The following is a 21,439-nucleotide window of genomic DNA, read 5'->3' as shown; positions in this document are numbered from 1 at the left end:
AAGATAAAGCTACTTAACATTCCCCCCAACTTTTGAGACTGATCCATCTAATGTTGCTTTTAATAATTGAGAATCTGTAAATAGTTGAATGTTTATATATATTTTTAGGAGCTAGTATTGGTGAAGGAAAATGAGATTGGTTGATTGCATCGGGGAAATTTTGCGTTTCTAAACAAAATGCCTCTCTTTCTTGATATATGTGATTCTCTTTTCCTTTTTCATTCTTAATCCAATTGGCGGTATATAATTGTAAGCCCGGCATAGTGGTAAATACTTCCATTTTTCTTCCCGACTGCGGCTCTATAGCGGTAGCTGCTAACTCCAAATTATGTATACGGTGTTTTAAAACAAAATTATGATCATATCCTTTCCCTATAGCTAACTGCTCGTGATCTGTATCAATTCTGTCTCCAATACATGTTAAGGAGGTAAAATCAAACGGGGTATTTTTTACAGTTAAGATCTCACCTGTAGGTTCATGGCTTTTTGTAAGAGGAGTGTAAAAATCAGCTTCAATCTGCAATTGATGATTATTTATTGTTCCACTGCCTTCTCCCGCCAAATTAAAATAAGAATGATTCACCAAGTTGAGTATAGTTTCCTGATCCGTTGTCCCTGAACAATCTAATTGTAATTCATTATTTTCACTAATAGAATAGGTTACTATTACAGTTACTGTACCCGGATACCCCTCTTCCCCGTCAGGAGAAGTGTATTGAAAAGTCACTTTTGAGGCAGAGGACTCTTTAACATCCCATATTTTTTTATCAAAACCAATCAAACCACCATGCAAATGATTGCCTCCATCGTTAATTGTTAATGAGTATTCTTTTCTGTTTAATGTAAATTTTCCTTTTTTAATACGATTAGCATATCTACCACAAATAGCTCCTTGATAGGATTCATTATTATCAATATATTCTTGTGCTGTATCATATCCCTGCACCACATCTGCCAATTTTCCCTCTTTATCTTTAACATTAATACTAACTATGGTTGCACCATAATTAGTTATTTGTACAATCATCCCATTCTTATTTTTCAAAGTGAATAATTGAACTTTTTGATTGTTGTGAACTGTATTAAAAGCCACTTCATTGATGATACCCATTATTTTAAAAGTCTAATTTAACAGCTCCTTTTTCTCGAATAAATAAAGGATGACAAGAACCGGCACCAAATAAATGATTTAAAGTTGTAGTGTATCTTTCAAGCAAATCTTCAGGTACAAAGGCTTGTATCGTTCCTGCGAATCCTCCTCCATGCACACGCCAGGCTCCAGCTCCTTTTAATACTGCTTCGCTATAAGCTAATCCCAATGAAACGGCTTGTTCTTTTATGTTACCTGATACATAAACATTTTGATTGTACATATACGAACTATGTCCTGAATCTATGACCAATTGTAAAAATCCTTTAAAATCATTCTTCTCTAATGCCATTACTTCATCTACTACCCGCTCATTTTCGCACTCAAAGTGAATTGCTCTTAAAATAGCCCGATCTCCCACTTTCTGACGGATAGATGGCGCAATATCCATTACTTTTTCCAAAGTAGTTTCTCTCAGCACACTGCATCCTAAATGGGCTGCAACCTCTTTCATCTCTTTAGGTAAAACAGCATATTCATTATTCAAGTTGGTATGATCCCCTCGGGTATCTGTAATTACAAGAGAAAAACCAGTAGATTCAAAATCAAAATCTACTTTTTTAACAATAGGATTCGCTACATCAGCAAAATCAATGGTCACCAATCCTCCTACCGAACAAGCTACCTGATCCATCAATCCACAAGGCTTTCCAAAGAAAACATTTTCTGCATATTGTCCTATACAAGCATTTAGGATGGGATCTAATGTACCTTCATTAAATAAATGGCTAACAATTACTCCAATTAATACTTCGAATGATGCTGACGAACTTAACCCAGAACCTTTAGGAACGCATCCGTCAATTACAGCGTCGAATCCTCCTATTTTATATCCCAATTCATTTAATCGGGCATTAATCCCACGAACAAGGGCGTTTGGAGTTGAAAATTCATTTTCGTAGGGAATAAGATGACTTAGATCTACTTCGAATGTCTCGTAGCCTGAAGATTCAATCCGGATTATATCTGAATTATTTTTAGCAGCAATGGCAATATTATCCAGGTTTACTGCACCCGCCAATACGCGGCCATGATTATGGTCTGTATGATTACCTCCAATTTCGGTCCGTCCCGGTGAACTGAAAACAGAAACCTCTTTATCCCCAAAAACTTCTTTGAAACGATTTAATGTTTTGGTATATCGGATTGCCTGCTGACGTAATAATTCTGAATTTCTTCCATATAATTCTCTAAAAAGAGGGATATTTCCCTCATTAACTAAAAAATCAATATATTTAATATTTGACATTTACTTGTATCTAAATTTATAAAACAGTCTATCTTTATTAAGAGCTATTCAAATTTTTAAAAAATTAATTCCTTTCCCTATATGAGGCAGAAATTCCATATCATTATCCTATAAAGCCTTAATAATTTTTTGACTTACCCTTTTTAGTAATGAGGTTGTTTAAACTTTTATATTCATTATTTTAACCACAAAAGGCACAAAAGTTTTAAACACTTAAGTTTTTCAGAACCAAGCCTTATTCGTAATAAGTACACCTAAGTTTTGTGAAAATCTTTACCTATTGAGCGAAGTCGAAATGTTTGTCTTATGCGAACTTTTCTGCGGTATTACATTCAACTTATTTAAGTGAACTCAAGTGTTTTAAAATGAAACCTTTTGTAACTTCTGTGGTTTTGTAAAATAAAAACAACTTTAATAATAGCTTCGACAGGTTCAGACTGACAATGCTCAAAAATTTCGGTTGGCATTCGACTTGTCACCCTGAGCCTGCCGAAGGGATCTCAATAAGAAAATCTTTGTTAATCATTAATCCCAAGTATTAATTAAAAGGATAAGCCAATAATTTTATTTATTTTTATAATGAATTGTTGAACTTTTTTTAAGAATTTCTGCACTTTGTTCAGGAGTAATATCTCTTTGGGCTTCCGCTAACATTTCGTATCCCACCATAAATTTCTTCACGCTGGCTGAGCGAAGCAACGGAGGATAAAAATGCATATGAAAATGCCATTCTTCATGCGATTCTAAATCTGTAGGAGCCTGATGTATTCCGGCAGAATAAGGGAAAGAAATGGAGAAAATATTATCGTATTTTGTAGTTAAATCTTTCAACATCTGAGCAAATAAGGCTTGATCCTCATATGAAAAATCCGATAGGCTATTTAAGGGATTTTTACTGATAATCATTGTTTCAAATGGCCAGGTTGCCCAAAATGGAACCAAAGCTACAAAAGCTTTATTTTCTAATATAATCCGCTCATTAATTTCTATTTCTCTTTGAACGTAATCAGACAGAAGCGTTGTTCCGTTTTTATCATAATAGCTCTTCAAGTTTTGCTGTGTTCTGGCCACCTGAGAAGGAATGGATGACTGTGCCCAAATCTGCCCATGAGGATGAGGATTACTACAACCCATTATTGCTCCTTTATTTTCAAAAATTTGAACATGATTAATGTAATCCAGTTTTCCCAGATTCTGATATTCTTCCTTCCAGACAGACACTACCTTTGTAATTGCTTTTACAGACATTTCAGGAAGAGTCAATGAGTGATCTTGTGAAAAGCAAATTACCCGGTTAATTCCTCTTTCGGGTTTAATTTTAAATAATTCATCCCCGGTTTCATCGAAGGTTACTCCTACGCTCAATAAAGCTCCAAAATCATTATCAAATACATATACACCTTCATACCTGGGGTTCTGGACTCCGTTAGCTCTTGAATTTCCCGGGCATAAATAGCATTCGACGTCATATTGATTTTGAACGCTTGGTAACGGCTCTTCCTGTTGTCCCTGCCATGGCCTATTGGCTCTTTGTGGTGATACTAAAACCCATTCATCCAATAAAGGATTATATCTTCTATGGGGATGATTTTTACTGTTAAATGAATTACTCATATTGAGTTTATTTTTATATCAGTTTAACCCATTTTCAGGGTTTAACTTATCCAAAATAGGTTCGGCTAATGTGTTTAATTCTTTAATTATTTTATTATTTTTCTGTTCAATAATAATAATCTCATTATTACCCTTCTTTAAATAACATCCTGGTAAATATAGTGTCTGCTGCGGCCCTACAGACCAATACCTTCCTAAATTAATTCCATTAACAAATACAATTCCTTTTCCAAAAGGCCGCATATCTAAGAAAGTATCTCCAACGTTTGATACATTAAAATTTCCTTTGTAGATGGCTGGTCTGTTCTCTTTTAGATCTGATTTTTGTTTTGCGTCAATTAAGGGAGCCTTTTCAAAAGGAAGCCCATACATTTCCCAATCTCCTGTTATTTTTCGGTCATTAATAAATACAGGAGAAATAATTCCTTTTGTATTTTTATTAATAGCAGCTCCATAGTTAATTCTTCCAATGTTTTCTACCAGAATGTCTAGTTTTCCATTGAAGGGTATATTCACTTCACATTCATATTTTTTATAGTAACGGTTAAGCTCTCCTACTTTTTTCCCATTCACATACACAATTGCATAATCTCTTAATCCATCAAGTTTTAAGGTTCCTTTAATTGGCTGATTAAAATTTTTGCTATACCAAACATACCCATGCCCCTGATTTAATTCCTCAAAAGCTAAAGGACTATCATTAATGACTGGTTTTATATGTTTTTTAAAATTTTCTAAATCAATTGCCTGAGACAATTTTATACCCGGAATCTGAATAACCGGAATTTTTGAGGGAATAGGAGGTGTAGAGGCATCTTTTAATAATTCTCTTAATTTCAGGTATTTTTCGGTTTCCCATCCTGCCTCAGTAATAGGAGCATCATAATCATAACTGGTCATACTTGGCTGTATATCATGTTCTTCATCATAGTTAGCTCCCGAAGTAAACCCAAAATTAGTTCCTCCATGTACCATATAAATATTAAAAGAAATATCATTATTCATGAATTTTTCAATATGATTTTTTACTCTTTCCGTAGCTTTACGAGGGAAAGGTTCTGCCCAATGATCTAACCACCCGGGATAGTATTCTGCCACCATAAAAGGACCTTCTCCATTATGAAATTTCTTGACTTCTTTCTTAATATTGTCCGGATTTTCGTCTCCATTTGCAGTTGGCAACGCTCCAGGCAAAGCACCTCCTTCAAATAACCAGTCTCCATCTGAAGTAAAAAACTCCATTCCTTTGAAGCCAACTTCTTTTAATTGATCGAATACGGATGAACTGTATTTTTTATGATCTTCCAGTTTAATGTCTTCTCGTTGACTGACAAAAGACCCAAATTCATTTTCCCCCTGCACCATAACAATAGGGCCTCCATTAACAATCAGATAAGGTTTTACCACTTTGTAAAGCTCTGTGAAATATGCTTTTGTAGAATTTAAAAAAGGAGTATTGTATTCTCTGATTTTCATATCCTTGTCATTTTGCAAAAACCAAGGATAACCACCGAATTCCCATTCTGCACACACATAAGGTCCCGGACGAAGAATGACCATTAAGCCTTCTTCTTTTGCTATTTTCAAAAACTCAGCTAAATTTCGGTTTCCAGTTTGAAAATCCCATTTTCCAGGAGCTATTTCATGATAATTCCAAAATACATAAGTAGCTATTGTATTTAATCCCATCGCTTTAACCATTTTTAAGCGATGCCTCCAATAATCATGAGGAATTCTAGCATAATGAATCTCACCTGAATGCAATTTAACAGCCTGTCCGTTCAATTTAAATTCTCCGCCTTCGATTTTGAAAGATTCGTATTTAATAGGTTTTTGCTGTGCATTTATCGAATTTGCACCTATTAAGGACAAGGCTAAAATTATATTTTTAATAAGTTTCATAGTATGTATTATAGATCTAGTTTAGTTAGTAAAATAAATTTATAAAATTACCCAATGCAATCACACTAGTTCCTACCGGTTTTTGTGAATTTACCACCAGTTTAAAAATTTGGAAATATTTTAATAAGCTCTTACCCAACAACTGCTAAAAAAAAGACAAACCACCTTTCATAAGTAAAGTGTATTGAATAATTTTTCTCAAATACAAAACTCAAAATTATTTCTATTACCAAAAACGAATATAAATAGCAGTTAGAAGTAATAGAATAATGACAATCAGGAATAATGTTCTATTATCCACTTTGAACATATTTTTGTCTGTGACAAAAGCTTTTGGATTTACTTTTGGCTCAAAAACACTTAATAGAACCATTACAGCTGCAGTAATGAAAAATGACCACCCCATATTGATAAGGAAAGGAATCTCTGTAATGGTTTTCACCACACCATTTTCCAATTTTTCATAGGTGAATGCTGTATAAATCCATGTTTCTTTTCCAAATAGTTCAACTGCAAAGCTGTTAAAGAAAATAGATAATAAAAAACCAAGAATAACTCCAACTATAGCAGCGGTTCCAGTAGTTCTTTTCCAAAACATCCCTAAAATAAACATAGCAAATACACCCGGACTAATAAAACCAGTATATTTTTGTATAAATGTGAAACCGCCTTCTCCACCAATTCCCAAAACATCTGTCCATGTAAATACCAAAGCAATAAGCATCGCCATTATGATTGCCCAACGTCCTGTTCTTACCATCTGCATTTCAGAAGCGTTGGTTCTTAAATATTTTTTATAAATATCCAAAGTAAAAATTGTGGATATACTATTTACTTTTCCAGCAAGTGATGCTACTATTGCAGCTGTTAAGGCAGCAACTGCAAGACCTTTAAGCCCAGATGGAAGCAATCCCAGCATTGCAGAATAAGCACTATCTTTTACCCCATTAAAATTTGACAAATGACCTTTTGTATAGAGTACGTAAGCTGCAATCCCGGGAAGCACAACAATTACAGGCATAAAAAGTTTTAAAAATCCGGCAAATAAAATTCCTGTTCTTGCTGTTTTTAAATCTGCTCCTAATGCTCTTTGGGTAATGTACTGGTTACACCCCCAATAATTAAGCTGTACAATCCATTGTCCGGCAAAATACATTGCTAAACCTGGCAAAGCTATATATTTCTGTGCTGCTAAATTTTCCGGCATTGATAAAGTAGTTGTTGTTATTAGTGGTTTATTCAGAATGAGTTTGAAATGTTCCGGAGCTTCTTTCAAAAGGGTATCAAAACCTGTTAGGGCATTTCCTATAGCAGCCCCATTAATTCTTTGATCCACAACCTGCAATGCCATATAAACTGTAGCAAAGCCACCAATAATAAGAACTGCTACCTGAATAACATCCGTGTAGCCAATGACTTTCATTCCTCCCAATCCAATAAACAACGCCATCAGTAAAAGTGCAATCATAATGATATGCAGATGACCTGCACCCAGCAATGAATCAATAGCCACAGCTCCTAAATAAAGAATGGAAGTAAGATTAACAATTACATACAAAAACAGCCAAAAAACAGCCATAATAAGAGAAACAGACTTATTATATCGTGTTTCCAAAAACTGGGGCATCGTATAAATTTTATTTTTGAGATAAATAGGAATAAACCATACCGCTATAATTATAAGTGCAATGGCAGCCAGCCATTCATAGGCGGCAACAGCTACTCCTATGAAAAATCCTTCTCCACTCATCCCAATAAATTGTTCTGCCGAAATATTAGAGGCAATCAAACTCGCTCCAATTGCCCACCATGTCAATGAGCCTTCTGCGAGGAAATAATCTTTACTTCCTGCAGTTTTTGATTTTTTCCGCTTGTATATCCATAAGCCGTATAGTGTTACAACCAAAAAATAAATTAGAAATATAACAAAATCAAATGTTGATAGTTTTCCCACGCTTAAAATTTTTATAGTAAGTTTATCATAGATTTCTCTAGTTTTTCAGCACTTTTATGTACTCTAAAGTATTTAATAATTCAGCACTTCCAATAGATCATTTAAAACAAAACTGAATCTTTTGCGCCAAAACTATACAAAAGGAAACCTTATATTATCAAATGTATAAATTTGGAAAACACTTCCATACTTGTTCCTACCAGTTTTTGTATATTTACTACTAGTTAAAAAAATGGAAATATTATGAAGCTTATTAAAATAATTCCCGATTCGGTTGTCCCTAAATACCAACAGATTATAAATTCCATTGAACAAGCTCTTGCCCAGCAACTGCTGAAAAAAAATGACAAACTACCTTCCATAAATAAAGTGTGCATGGAATTTGGCATTTCCCGAGACACCGTCCTGTATGCTTATGAAACACTGAAAAAGAGAGGTATAGTAAACGCCATTTTAGGTAAGGGATACTATATAAAAAGTACCGATTGGGATTTTGAAGAGCGAATTTTTCTATTATTTGATGAGCTGAATGCTTTCAAGGAAACCCTTTATAATTCATTTTTGGAAGAGCTGCAACAAAGATCTAATATCCACGTTTTTTTCCACTATTTCAATATAGATGTCTTCAAGAAGTTAATTGAAGAAAATAACGGAAACTACACAAAATACATAATAATGCCAGGCAATATGAATGATACGGCACCCATTATCAAGATGCTTCCCAAGAAGGACGTTTACCTATTAGATCAAACCAATTTACATTTAAGAGAATATTCATCTGTACACCAGAATTTCTCAAAAGACATGTATAATGGTCTATCAAAAGCGAAAAAATTGCTTGAAGCCTACCGAAGACTGATTCTTATTTTCCCCGGAAAAAAAGAGCCTATAGGTATGGTAGAAGGATTTACAGGTTTTTGTAAACAGTATAAAATGAAATATGAGATTATCTGTAATTTCACTGATGAGGAAATAATGAACGGAGACGTATTCATAATTCCGGATGACAGGCATTTAGTAAATGTCATTAAGCAATCTAAAAAACAGAAGCTAAAGATTAGAAAGGATTTCGGCATTATCTCCTACAACGAAACACCTCTTAAAGGTATTGTAGAAAATGGTATTACTACAATTTCTACAGATTTCTGGCAAATGGGAAAGATTTTGGCAGAAATGGTTCTCAATACCAAGCAAGGTAGAATTGAAAATGCTTCTGATTTAATTATCAGGAATTCCCTATAATTGATTTGAAATAAATTTATTATCTGAAGTTGTTTCATAAAAATACAAGCCAAAGCTAAAAATGAGGAAACATTCTGAACCCAATGTATGCCTGTTTTTGAAAAAGGCTCAGATTATAAAATCCAAGCCTTGATTTTTTAGCTTACTCATTTCTTGAAATCTTGTCAAGAAAATGTAAATTCTTTCTCCTGCTTTTAATCAATTTTGTTATTAAAAGTCAATAGAATTCAGTGTTTTATCAACCAGCAATCCGTTAGTAGCTTTTATATTAAATGATCCGTTTCGTTTTGCTTTAAATTTAATAATGAATAAATCTGCTGTTCCTTCTAAGGGACTTTTTTGTCCTACATTAACCAGCGTAGGATATAATATCTTCTCTTTGTTGGTATGCAGTCTGTCATAAGTCAGGTTTTCCATCTGGCCGATATTTAATGGTGTTATTCCTATGTATTCCAATTCCTGCTGGTTATATGGAATAGCAAAACTCAATGCATTTACAGATTGCAGATTACTACCTTTTACTACTACTTCAACAATATCATTCTTAGCATATTGCTGTTTTGAAGCAGAGGCTGTAATGCTGCCTTGCAGTGGTTTCAATTCTTCATCGCTTACTCCTCCATCTATTTTTGTAGCGACGTTAGAAATATCAAATGCATCAATGAAGCCGTTCTTATTTATATCCCCATGGCTAATATATCCTTCAAAATCAGAATCTCCTTTTCTCAGACCTGTATAATTCATATATGAAGTAAAGTCATTCCTATCAATTTTCTGATCATTATTGATATCGCCGGGAAGCAAACTTGAAGATCCGGGAACTTTGAATATATATAATTCGTTTCCACTACCAAAATTTTTGAAAGCACTGCTGACTTCAATCTTCATAAATCGTGTGGTAGGATGGGTGGCGAAGTCTAAAGATTTATTTATGTTATTTCTATCCCATGTAAAAGAGCCAAGTTCTGTCCAGTCTTTTTTATTATCACTATACGAAATTTTACCATTCATCCATACTCCGTTATAACCGCTGTTTCTAGGCATATATTCTAATTTACTGATGGTGTTGATGGAGCCTAAGTCTAAAATTATTTCAAAAGGAACTTTGCTTTTTTCATAATCCGAATGCCAGCCCGTGCTCAGATCCTGATCAAAAAGATTTTCTATGCCTTCTCCTTCCTGACTTGGAATTGTAACGGTAGCTTTTATGCCTTTAATGGCAAATTCGTAAGGGTTTTTACTGGTTCGGGACGAGAAAGAAACCCAATCAGAAGTATTGGTTTTATTTACGGCTCTTAATTTGAAATCATATTTCGTTTCAGGAGCCAATCCTTCAAACAAGAAAGAGGTATCTTTTATATTACTGTATACCATATTGTTACATAATATTTCATAGTAATCAGCATTAGGGATTTTATTCCATGATGGCAATATAGAATATGCAGTGTTTGTATTTTCTGAAGTGATTGGCTTTAAAGCTTCTGCAAATGCTCCGGAGTTATTTTTTAATTGGTTAGAATTGGTAAACTGGTAATCTTTAATGATAAGCTCTACTTTGTTTTTGCTTATATCGGTAATTTCTGTTTTCACCCAAAGTTGTGGATTTCGGGTAATCGAAACTTTTGAAAACTCAGAACCTTTGGTGGAAAAATTATTGAATTCCGGTTTGCTGTTGTAAAAATAGACGTTGGTGGCATTATTAAATTCATCTAAGGTATTTACTGTATTCAGATTTATATTTTTACCTCCAACAGAAAGTTTTACACCGGATGGTTTTTTAGTAACATTAATTCTAAATTCTGTCATTTTTTCTTTTTCAAAACCATTAAAGTTACCTTGAGTAGGAGAAATACTTACTGTTGCTGTATTTTTAACTACCCTACTTTCTATAAGGGTGCTTACAGATTCATTTTTCTTATAATTTTCGGTTATGCCATCGTCATCATATTCTGTAAAGCTTGATTTGTCTGAAGGATACACTTCATAAATTCTTAATTTTTTATTGATTTGATGAACGTTGTTGTTGGGATTTACCATCGGAATAATAGCGCCTGGCTTCACAAATAGAGGAAGTTTCCAAATTGGGGCATCGAAATGATTTAAAATAATCCCTCCCTCATAAGTTTGTCCTGTAAAGTAATCAATCCAATTGCCTTTAGGAAGGTAAATATTATTTCTGATATCATTTCCTTCTTTATCTATTTTTGTGGCCTGATATACTGGAGCTACCAGAAAATAAGGTCCATACTGGTACTGATACTGAGTAGATTTCCCTAAAGTATATTCATTAACCTCATCTAAAAACATTGCTCTGATGATTGGCAATCCATCTACGGCTTCCTTAGCTATACTATACGTATAAGGCAGCAGGGTGGATTTCAATTTTAAATAGTTCCTGTTAATAGAAGCAGCGGATTCACCCAAAGCATGGGGATACTTTTCGTTTGCTCCCCAGCCATCCATGTTGAGCTGCATAGGGGTAAAGGTTTTCCATTGGAAATCCCTTGTATTGATAATCGGGTTTTTCCCGCCAAAAATACCATCCATATCCGAAGTAATGTTAGGCTGGCCAGACAAACCAGAACCTATATAGGTAGGAATATGGAATCTGATATATTCCCATTCGCCACCCGTTTGGTCTCCTGTCCAGATACCGGCATATCGTTGTGAACCAGCCCAACCGTCCAGCGAAATGATAAAAGGACGGCTCCCGTTACCATAGCGTGGTATTATCTGAGCCACATCTGAAATGCCGTTAAGCCCGAATGAGTAGCCAGGGCCTACCCAGGCAACATCCGTTTTTAGGACTCTTACGCCTGCGTCACCCACTTCTTTTATGATATCTCTCTGCAAAAGAGCACTTATTCCTTCTTTTGGATGCAAATCAGACTGTGTCCACAATCCTATTTCTACACCGTTTTTTCTGGCATAATTTCCGAGAGATTTTAAATTAGCTATATTGCCATCCAAGGTTTCTGTCTGTCCGTATCCTGCACTGTAACCATCATTTGGCAATATCCATCCTAAAGGCATATCTGCATTTTTATAACGGTCTATAACGGCTCTGGCAGAAAACTGATAGTTGTTTTTTTCTCCATTTAAAGATTCTTTAACTCCTCCATTATCTTTTTGGCTTTCTTTATATCTTTTTCCGTCTTCAAATAGGATTCCTTTATCATCTTCTTTCCAATAATCTCTATTGTAGGCATTAAGATGACCTTCATAAAAACCAAACTTAGGTAAAAGTATGGGGTTTCCCGTGAGCTGGTAAAAATCATTCAACAAAGATTTAGGATGATCATCTACCATAAAAAAAACATCCAGGTAATCAGTCTCATGAGCCAGTTTCACTTCATTTTTATTTTGTTTACCAAAATCATAATATCCTTTTTTGAAAGTATGCCACATAAAACCATATCCATTTGTAGACCAGTAATAAGGATTTGGAGAGGCTACGCCACCATCAGTCCAGTTATTTTGATTAACAATTAAAATCGTATTTCCTTTATGAGAAAACCGGCCGTTTTGTACACCGCCTCCATAGAAATATTCATCTTTTCCCTGAGATAAAGTAAGCACTGCTTCTTTGGAATTAAATTCAATGGGAGCCATAAAAGAAAAAGCCTCTTTATTAAGGTTCAGGTTAAACACTTTAAATAAAGAAGTTGTTTTGTCAATTTCTATTTTCATTTTACGAGTAGAGATAGAAATAGTCTGTGGTAAATTGTTGACTGCAATTTCTTGTACTTTTTTTCTGGGCTGATCTACCAAAATCTGAGCGGGAGGTATTGCTTCAAGACTTCTTACTTCTCCAACTTTGGGATCGAAAAATAACCGAAAGATATTTTCTCCATAAAAATCTATTACTATTTTTTTATTGTCAGAAAGCAAAACTTCTACTGAAGTTTCTCCTTTCCTAGCAACATTTTCAATTTTTTGAGCCTGAGTTTTTCCAATGAAGAAAAGAAAAGAACTCAGGAGTAAAATCTTTTGAATTTTTGAATTTAAAACTGCATTCATTTACCTTGATTTTATTTATTAATTTACATTTTATACTACTCTAAGAAATTAAGATTAAAATCAACTTTTAAGATAAAAACCAATTGTAACCCAATGCTATTCAAACACTTTCAAAAGTAGTTTTTTTTGTTAAAAGAGTAGCTCTCTTTTTAAAAACATGGATAACTTATTGAACGATTTCGTTTAAAAAGCTACCCATATTTATTTTAATAACAGACTAATAAAATCTGTGTGCTTGTATAATCACTGTTTAATTTTTAATCAGCCTGGTTTTATAAACCTGACCTTTTTCGTCTTTTACAGAAACAAGGTATATCCCAGAATTGAATGTGCCAAGACTGTTATTGATATTATCATTGAGGGTTTTAATATCTCCTTCAGACTGCAATACTAAAGATCCTGATAATGAATATACAGACATTGTATATTTTCCTTTTGAATCAGCCAGTTCCAGTTTCACGGCATCTGATGATTTCGCAGGATTAGGGTAAATCATCAGTTTACTTACTTTATTTACTTCAGGAGCTGCTGAAGTTTTTGCTTTAGAGGCTGCTGAAATTTTTGGATATACCAATATTTTGCTCCCGTTATAGCCTACAGCATACACTTTAGCTGATCCTGTGGGATATTCTATTATCGTAGTGTGGTTTGTGGTATCTCCAATACCTGCCAATGATATTCTAGCCAAAGCACCATGAGTATCATAAACTTCATATGCTACAACATTTTTCCATACATTAGCCTGGTCTACTTTAAGCTGAGGACCTGTAGCAGTGTTTAATAAAGTAACTCCATTTCCGGTGGTTCCTGATAAAGGGAGCTTATCTCTGAATACTTTTACGTTATGTGCATTAATATAATTCATTACCGGAGAGATGGGCTTAGGGTAATTTTTTGCTTTAACTGCTGCAATGGTAGCATCAATCATATTTTGCGTAACGGTAATATTTTGTACTCCATAATCGTTTATGTTTATATTGACAGGTCTTAGGAAACCTGCATCGGTAAAAAAGTCTGTGAGATCTTCTTGTACAGCATCACAGGTATTTTTAACAAATTCCATAGAGAGCTGTCCGTTGGTTAAATTGGCAGCGTCTGTGTTTCTTGATTTTTCTGCTACATTACCATACCAATGTGCATAGTCTACCCCAGATGCAGGTGACGGATGTTCTTCATCTGTAAGGGCAAGCCCTCCTCTGGCTGCGCCAGCCACCTGATAATACAATTCTAACTGCCAGAATGGACGGAAAATAAGAAAGTTATAATCCTCAATATTTTCAGCAATAGTCCTCAGCACGTTTTTCTTACCTATAAGAGTATAATTTACACTTTTATTTGCTTTACCCCCTTCTAGTTCTGCTCCAGAGTCAGTTGTTTTAAATGGTTCTCTTTCTAATCTTGGTACCCCTTTACTCATTGTATATTCATTCCAAGCAGAGTAAATATTATTAGTTACTTCGCTTAGCCCTATCCAGCTAAGATTCGGTCTAATTTGATTTACGTGTCCTAGTTCGTGCCCCACGCCCCAGTAATCCATATTACTGACAGAGGTACAGCTAGCAGGTCCCCAAGTTAAATCAAAGTGAGCTCCAGGATTATATTGAAACCAGCCTCCTTTGGATTCAGTATATGCAAATTGGCGATTTTTTGGTGATTTACCATATTTAAACAATCCCATTAGTATTCTTTGTTGTCTTATGATATTATCATAAGCGTTGATGAATTCAGCAGGATTATCCGGAACATATGTCCTTAAAGCACTTTTATCAAATACCAGGTGAATATATTGGCCTCTGATATCTAATTTATGGGAAGCATTATTTAGCAATAATGTTTTCCATTCCGCCGCAGTAATAGTTGCAGCAGAATCAAAATAGCCATTTAAGGTGCCTGTAACAATATTAATTTTAACTGGAGGCAAAGCACTGTTATCATTGTAATAACTGATATATCCTAATCCTCCTGTTTCACTCTCAATAATATTTAATCCTGCTTTAAGAGGATATGATTTTTCCGTAAATTTTCCTTCGTTGGCAAAATTGTGTACTTTTAAAAATACAGGACCTGGGGCACTGTCCATAAATAAAACAATTTTAGTATTTGCCTTAAATACAATTCCTGTCATATTCTCAAATGAATCATAAGCATCTGTTTTTAATGCATTCCGGGTAGTCTTTAAGGTAGGATATACTTCATATGATTTTACTCTGTATTTTTTATTATAGGTTTTACTAAAGAGACACTGAGCCAATGCTTTATAAAAAGGGTTGGTAATTCCGTCTATAATTTCCTGGGTAACGCCCGGCTTCAGTTCAGAATAAATGTTATCTGCAAAAATATCTCCATAAGGAAGTACTTTCTTAGGATAAAACGCCATTTCTGCACAGCTCGCAAAATTATTCAAGCCATTTTGGACAACAATTTTAATATTGGCTGGAGTAATAGTAGATGGAAAATGAACATCTGTAATTGCACCAGTCATACCAAAATCATAATTCATAAGTGGTATGTAAGTGGTATTGCTTATTGTATTATATAAAATTGATACTTTTCCGAAAAAACCATTATTCTGCCCGTCCTGTCTTGGGATATAGCGCAAATAGCCTATAGGCTTTGTCCCATTAAAGTGATAGTTTAACGTAATAGGAAATACATTGGATGTTGGCTCCCACTCAGAGTGATAAAATGTGGAAGTATCTCCATCAAAGCTCATTTTTAAACTATTATTTCCTTTTTTAGTTTCTTTACTGGAAGCAAAAGATCCTGCTGCTATAACGGGTACTTTTACGTTATTGGTTACAGCAGACAGACCACCAATTGGCGGTTTACAATCATCTATGCTATAAACAGGCGGTTGTTGAGATGAATAAAATTTCATTTCAGCACAACTAGAGAAATTACCTCCTCCTTCTGTTATGTAAAGCCTAATAATGTAAGGTTTAGGTATGGGTGATGACGATAGATCTATCGTCTTCTTTTTATTGTTTTCCGCCCACACAACCTGACTTTTCTTTTGAATGAAAGTAGTAGGATTGTCCTGAGTGGAATAATAGACATCTACTTTTGTCCAGATACCATTAGTTTCTGTAGCTCTTGGTATATATTCAAGTTTGTTTATACTTTGTACATCTACAAAGTAAAAATCCAGTTGATCCGGAATACCGTTGGCATTCCATAAGGAGTGGTAGGTTGTTGCGTCATTATCATCAATGCAATTTTCTACTTCTGAACCAGGTTCAGAAGGCTGTAATGATGTTACTTTATAGGCAGTTATTTGGTATTGTGCTTTCGATAAAGAAAACAACATACACAACATAATTAATGTGTAAAACTTTGCTTTCATTTTTATTTTTGGATTAAAATAGCAGACATAGATATTATGTCTGCTAACATATTTATTGATTAATTTTTAATCAGTTTACAGTTATAAATCTGATCTTTTTCACCTTTTACAGAAACAAGATATCTTCCAGAATTGAATGTGCCAAGACTTTTATTGATATTCATTAAGGGACTATAATACCTCCTTCAGATTTCAATCATAGAAAATCCTGATAATGAATATACAGATATCTTAAATGACCTACTTCTAGTTTAAGGTAGCTGATGATGATTTCGCAGGATTAGAGTAAATCGTAGTTTACACTTATTTTATTTACCTCAAGAACCTGCTAAAGGAATCGGATATACCCATATCAGAAGTATCATAAACTTCATACTCATCTTTTATGTATATTAATATCCTTTTGCCGCCTGAGCTTCTTTTAATTTTGGATTTAAATCTACCGCAGTCTGAGGGTAAGGGAATCTGTAAAACTTATCATTCCATACTCTTTTTGCAACCTGTGTATTGGTAATGTCATAAATGGTTTTCATTACATTTGGGGCAATCTTCCATCTTCTGATATCGTAAAATCTGTGTCCTTCATTCGCTAGCTCTATTCTTCTTTCATTTCTGATAATATCCCTCAAAGTTTCCTTGGTCTGTGTTCTGCTAATTGCTGGCATCCCTACTCTAGTTCTGATTTTGTCTAGTGCATCATAAACAGAGGCATCCGGCCCATACAATTCATTTTTTGCTTCAGCATAGGTAAGTAATACCTCTGCATAGCGAATCAGCATAAAATTATTACTCGCATTTAAGTTTTCATCTAATGAGTTATAATCTGCCATTTTTTTGTAGTTATAGCCAATTTTCGATGTATTGTTTCCTCCTTTGCTCCATGTGAACAGCTGGCTTGTTCCAAATCCCTGCAGGTAAGACCAAGGCCCATTGGGGTGCATAATACTTGCATATAAACGGGTATCTCTGTTTTTAAACTCGTCCAGATAGGCATCATTTGGATTTCCATCATTATAGTTTGAAGCTCTTACAGCATCAGAAGGGGGTGTAAATGCCGTTCCATCTTTATTCCAATAGGCATTTACCAAATCAATTGTTGGGGTTATAGAGCTCCATCCACTCTCTTCATTGGGCAATAGGAGAAGGGTCATGGAATTACTGTATGTTCCTTTTGAATCAGGTACATATTGAGCTTCTAAAATTGATTCTATACTGCCCTCATTTTTTGCCCAGAATAACGCCTGATAATTACTTAAGCCTTTGTAAAAATTATCTTTATCTGTGGCAGAAGTAAAGGTAACAAAGCTGTCATAGTCTGTACTTGTGTCTATTGAAGCCATATTAAAAAGACTGTACGTTCCGGAATTCATTACCGATTGAGCAGCCTCGTAAGCTTCTTTGTATTTTCCTGTGTATAAATATACTCTTGCCTTAAATGCCAATACTGCGCCTTTTGTTATTCTACCCTTATCCTGACCAGAGGTATAGGTAATTGGTAAATCATTTTCTATAGCACTCAATTCACTGGTTACAAAATTATCAATTTCAGCTTCAGAAACAGGGGTAAGGGAGGCATCATCTAATTCACCTGATTTTTGCACGAGTGGAAGCGCTCCAAAATACTGGGATAAATCAAAATAATTGAAAGCTCTTATAAATCTGGCTTCTGCTTTATATCTGCCTGCCAAATTTTTGTCCATGGGAATTTTATCAATATTCTCTAAGAAGGTATTTACCTTTCTAATGGTAGTAAAGTCATATCCGAAATCTTTAGAAGGCAGTATATCTCCTGCAGAAGCATCTACTGCATTTGTTTCCCACGGATATTGAGCATATGAATTATCGGTAAAACTATCGTTGTATAAGCTGCTATAAGCTGCTCCAGACAGGTATGCATAAATGCCGTTTAATGCCATGGTAGCATCTTTTTCAGTTTTCCAAAATGTATCTTCTGATATTTTGTCTTCCGGAAACCTATCTAAATTACAAGAACTAGTCACTACAGCTAGGGAAACTGATAGTAATATAATTTTTATTTTTTTCATTTTTTAGATGTTTATTAAATTAAAAAGTAGCATTTATACCAAACGATATGGTTTTTAAGTTTGGATACGTGGAACGGTCACTTGCCATTTCAGGATCAAAATCTTTTACTCTTTTGTCTCCTCTGAACGTAAAGTAATTTTCTAAGTTGGCATATATTCTGAATTTTTTCAATCCTATACGGCTAATGGTTTCCTGAGGAATGGAATATCCCAAAGTAACAGACTTAATTCTAAAGTAACTGGCATCAAAAAGCCAAAAATCTGAAGCAACACCAATATTCTGAGTTCCACCTCCAGACGGCAAAACCCTATGGTATAATGCATTAGGATCTGGATTCTCAGGAGTCCATCGGTTATCCAGGACATATTGTTTTGCACCTGCCCCATTGAAAAATGCCTGAGAAGATTCTTTATCCAGATATACCTGAACATTCTTTACCCCCTGCCCTACTATGTTAAGATCAAAATTTTTATATCTGCCTCCTATGCTTAGTCCGTAGGTAAAACTAGGAACATCATTTCCTATAACTGTCCTATCATTCTCATCAACAACTCCATCTCCATTAATATCCACATACTTTATATCGCCAGCCTGAGAAGAGCTGTATAACTTAGGATAATTATTATTAATATCCTCCTGGGTTAAGAGACCAGCAGTTTTGTATCCGTAGAAATCGCCAATTGAACCTCCTACTTGTGTTATCCAGTTATCTTTATACAGAGGTTTGCTATTGATAAGTGAAAGAACTTCATTACGGTTTTTAGCAAAATTAGCATTGATATAAAAGTCCCCATTTTCAAAATTCTTATTGTATCCCAAAGTAATTTCTATTCCTTTATTTACCACATCACCCGCATTTATAGGAGGTGTTTGGTTTTTTACCGGATCACTGTCCATAATTACCCCTGTTTCATATGGCAATTGATTGTTCATTAAAGCCCCTTTTGTAAGACGGTTATATACATCTACCGAGAAAGTGAAAGTATTATTGAATAGAGATCCATCCAGACCAATATTTTTGGTAACAATTTTTTCCCAGCCTATACCCGAAAAACCAAGCTTACCTGGTGATACTGAACCAACAATAACATTCCCCAGAACTGTAGAATTACTATCCATATAGGTCTGGCTGTCATAATAACCGATGGTATTGATAGATCCGGCACTACCATAGGAGCCTCTTAATTTTAGTGTATTGATGAAATTCAGGTTTTTAATAAAATTTTCCTTATCCAGCCTCCAGGAAGCCATAACTGCAGGAAAATACCCCCACCTGTTTTCCTTAGCAAAACGCGAAGAAGCATCTGCTCTTATAATCCCTTCTAAAAAATATTTTTCCTGATAATTATAATTGATACGTGCGAAAACAGACTGGAAAGCATATTGGCTGGTATTAGATTTCAATTCATCTAAGGTTCCGTCAAGGGTAGAAAGAGCACTTAAAGAATGCAATCCATCTTTTGGTATATTAGATTTTCTACCCTCTATTATTCTACGTGTATAGTCTTCATAAGAAGCCCCTCCCAAGACTTTAAAATAATGTGATGATATTTTTTTTTCATAACCTACCAAAACCTGAGTATTAAGCAATTCATCTGATTCCCATTTTTCATGATAGTTATTAACTGCTCTTGCCGTTGCAGCAATAGGAACTTTAGTTAAAAAATTGTTTACAGGGCTTAGCGTATTTGTAAATTCACCTAAACGATAGTTCCAGTTTGAGTAGCTGATTTGGGCATCTATATTTAATCCTTTTACAGGAGTATAACTGGTGGATAATGCTCCCATAAATTTTTGATCATTTGACTTGGAATCTCCTCCTTCTATGTTATTTCTTATAGGATTGGTATTCGCAAATGTATTATCTACTTTACCTGCATTTATAGATCCCCACCATCCGTTGGATTGCCTTAATGCCATAGTAGGAGTTATTCTTGCCAGTTCTCTAGTATTAATACCACCTCCCTGATCATTGATCATTTGTTTGATAAACGATATATTAGAATTGACGGTAAATTTTTCACTTAATTTAGAGGAGGTATTTGCCCTGAAAGAATATCTGTCCATACCTTTTGTAGGGGATAGAGACTCCTGTTTCAGATATCCTAAACTTGCGAAATAACGAATTTTATCTCCCCCTGATACGTTAATCTCATTATTTAGGAGGTTTGCCATTTTTCTATAAGTGGCTTTATACCAGTCTGTGTTAGGGTATCGATCAGGGTCTGTGCCAGCAGCTGTAAGATCGATTTGTTCTTGCTTGTATTGAGAAAAATGACCGACACTATTATCTGCGTTGAAATATGCTTCATTTTTTAGTTTCATATATTCAACAGCATCTACATACTTGGGTAAATAAGTGGGTGTCTGATAGCCATTATACATATTATAACCTATACTCATCTTCCCTCCGCCGCCTTTTTTGGTCTCGACAAGAATGACACCATAGCCAGCTCTTGTACCATAGATTGCTGCTGCTGCATCTTTTAATATGCTTATGTTTTCAACATCAGCCGGACTCAGCCTGGAAAAGTCTGCAGCACTAGAAAGAATACCATCTATAATATAAAGTGGCGAATTACCCGCAACACTTCTTCCCCTTACATTTAATGCGGGTACAGAACCTACATCTCCTAAAGAAGATTTAATTGTAACTCCGGGTAATGCACCTTGTATACTCGCTGTTAAGCTTGTTGTTGGGCGGTCCTGCAGTATCTTTTTATCAACAGAAGCTATAGATCCGGAAACAGTTCCTTTTTTCTGTTTTCCATATCCTACCAAAACAATTTCTTCCACATCTTTTACTTTTTTAGTGATAGAGTCTGAAGGTTTGTTTTTAGTTTTCTGTGCATCCACTAATGTTATAGATGACATTAGAAGTGCACTCAAAATAATAGTTTTTTTCTTCATGTTTTATTA

General features: G+C 34.7%; 10 protein-coding genes. 1 reads left to right on the top strand and 9 read right to left on the bottom strand.

The genetic code is table 11. The features are described from left to right. Window positions 1-13: 13 nt before the first annotated feature. The 5 genes from EK417_RS15015 to EK417_RS14995 all read right to left on the bottom strand — a co-directional run bounded on the left by EK417_RS15015 (window position 14) and on the right by EK417_RS14995 (window position 7,869). Entirely contained in the window at window positions 14-1,111 is a 1,098-nt protein-coding gene (locus EK417_RS15015) for an aldose epimerase family protein (RefSeq protein WP_136522607.1), read from the bottom strand. A 4-nt stretch (window positions 1,112-1,115) separates the two neighbouring features. Then, window positions 1,116-2,399 carry a galactokinase gene (locus tag EK417_RS15010; RefSeq protein WP_136522606.1) on the bottom strand — a complete coding sequence of 428 codons (1,284 nt, stop codon included), beginning with the start codon at window positions 2,397-2,399 and terminating at the stop codon, window positions 1,116-1,118. Between the two features lie 564 nt (window positions 2,400-2,963). After that, window positions 2,964-4,013: a UDP-glucose--hexose-1-phosphate uridylyltransferase gene (locus EK417_RS15005; protein ID WP_136522605.1), complete on the bottom strand. Its 1,050-nt coding sequence runs from the start codon at window positions 4,011-4,013 to the stop codon at window positions 2,964-2,966. 18 nt (window positions 4,014-4,031) lie between these two features. Then, complete coding sequence (locus tag EK417_RS15000; RefSeq protein ID WP_136522604.1) at window positions 4,032-5,915, bottom strand: beta-galactosidase; 1,884 nt, start codon at window positions 5,913-5,915, stop codon at window positions 4,032-4,034. A gap of 226 nt (window positions 5,916-6,141) precedes the next feature. After that, window positions 6,142-7,869: a sodium:solute symporter family transporter gene (locus EK417_RS14995; protein WP_136522603.1), complete on the bottom strand. Its 1,728-nt coding sequence runs from the start codon at window positions 7,867-7,869 to the stop codon at window positions 6,142-6,144. Between the two features lie 243 nt (window positions 7,870-8,112). On the opposite strand from EK417_RS14995, the gene EK417_RS14990 reads away from it, so the two are divergent. After that, the gene (locus EK417_RS14990) at window positions 8,113-9,111 is read left to right on the top strand and encodes a GntR family transcriptional regulator (RefSeq protein WP_076596078.1); all 999 of its coding nucleotides are present in this window, start codon (window positions 8,113-8,115) and stop codon (window positions 9,109-9,111) included. 210 nt (window positions 9,112-9,321) lie between these two features. On the opposite strand, the gene EK417_RS14985 is transcribed toward EK417_RS14990, so the two are convergent. The 4 genes from EK417_RS14985 to EK417_RS14970 all read right to left on the bottom strand — a co-directional run bounded on the left by EK417_RS14985 (window position 9,322) and on the right by EK417_RS14970 (window position 21,430). Next, entirely contained in the window at window positions 9,322-13,131 is a 3,810-nt protein-coding gene (locus tag EK417_RS14985) for a TIM-barrel domain-containing protein (protein ID WP_136522602.1), read from the bottom strand. 250 nt (window positions 13,132-13,381) lie between these two features. Beyond that, window positions 13,382-16,438 (bottom strand): M60 family metallopeptidase, encoded by a 3,057-nt coding sequence (locus EK417_RS14980; protein WP_168802002.1) that lies wholly within the window; start codon window positions 16,436-16,438, stop codon window positions 13,382-13,384. A gap of 428 nt (window positions 16,439-16,866) precedes the next feature. Further along, window positions 16,867-18,519 carry a RagB/SusD family nutrient uptake outer membrane protein gene (locus EK417_RS14975; protein ID WP_076596081.1) on the bottom strand — a complete coding sequence of 551 codons (1,653 nt, stop codon included), beginning with the start codon at window positions 18,517-18,519 and terminating at the stop codon, window positions 16,867-16,869. A 19-nt stretch (window positions 18,520-18,538) separates the two neighbouring features. Continuing rightward, entirely contained in the window at window positions 18,539-21,430 is a 2,892-nt protein-coding gene (locus EK417_RS14970) for a SusC/RagA family TonB-linked outer membrane protein (protein ID WP_083688848.1), read from the bottom strand. Window positions 21,431-21,439 lie beyond the last annotated feature (9 nt).

The sequence above is a fragment of the Chryseobacterium candidae genome (assembly GCF_004916905.1).
GTDB classification, from domain to species: Bacteria; Bacteroidota; Bacteroidia; order Flavobacteriales; family Weeksellaceae; genus Chryseobacterium; species Chryseobacterium candidae.
This window is presented reverse-complemented; position numbering and strand designations above follow the sequence as displayed.

Coding starts and splice junctions, on each gene's coding strand:
- EK417_RS14980 (WP_168802002.1), bottom strand. CDS start 16,438: ATGTTGTTTTCTTTATCGAAAGCACAATACCAAATAACTGCCTATAAA.
- EK417_RS15005 (WP_136522605.1), bottom strand. CDS start 4,013: ATGAGTAATTCATTTAACAGTAAAAATCATCCCCATAGAAGATATAAT.
- EK417_RS15015 (WP_136522607.1), bottom strand. CDS start 1,111: ATGGGTATCATCAATGAAGTGGCTTTTAATACAGTTCACAACAATCAA.
- EK417_RS14985 (WP_136522602.1), bottom strand. CDS start 13,131: ATGAATGCAGTTTTAAATTCAAAAATTCAAAAGATTTTACTCCTGAGT.
- EK417_RS14975 (WP_076596081.1), bottom strand. CDS start 18,519: ATGAAAAAAATAAAAATTATATTACTATCAGTTTCCCTAGCTGTAGTG.
- EK417_RS14990 (WP_076596078.1), top strand. CDS start 8,113: ATGAAGCTTATTAAAATAATTCCCGATTCGGTTGTCCCTAAATACCAA.
- EK417_RS14970 (WP_083688848.1), bottom strand. CDS start 21,430: ATGAAGAAAAAAACTATTATTTTGAGTGCACTTCTAATGTCATCTATA.
- EK417_RS15010 (WP_136522606.1), bottom strand. CDS start 2,399: ATGTCAAATATTAAATATATTGATTTTTTAGTTAATGAGGGAAATATC.
- EK417_RS15000 (WP_136522604.1), bottom strand. CDS start 5,915: ATGAAACTTATTAAAAATATAATTTTAGCCTTGTCCTTAATAGGTGCA.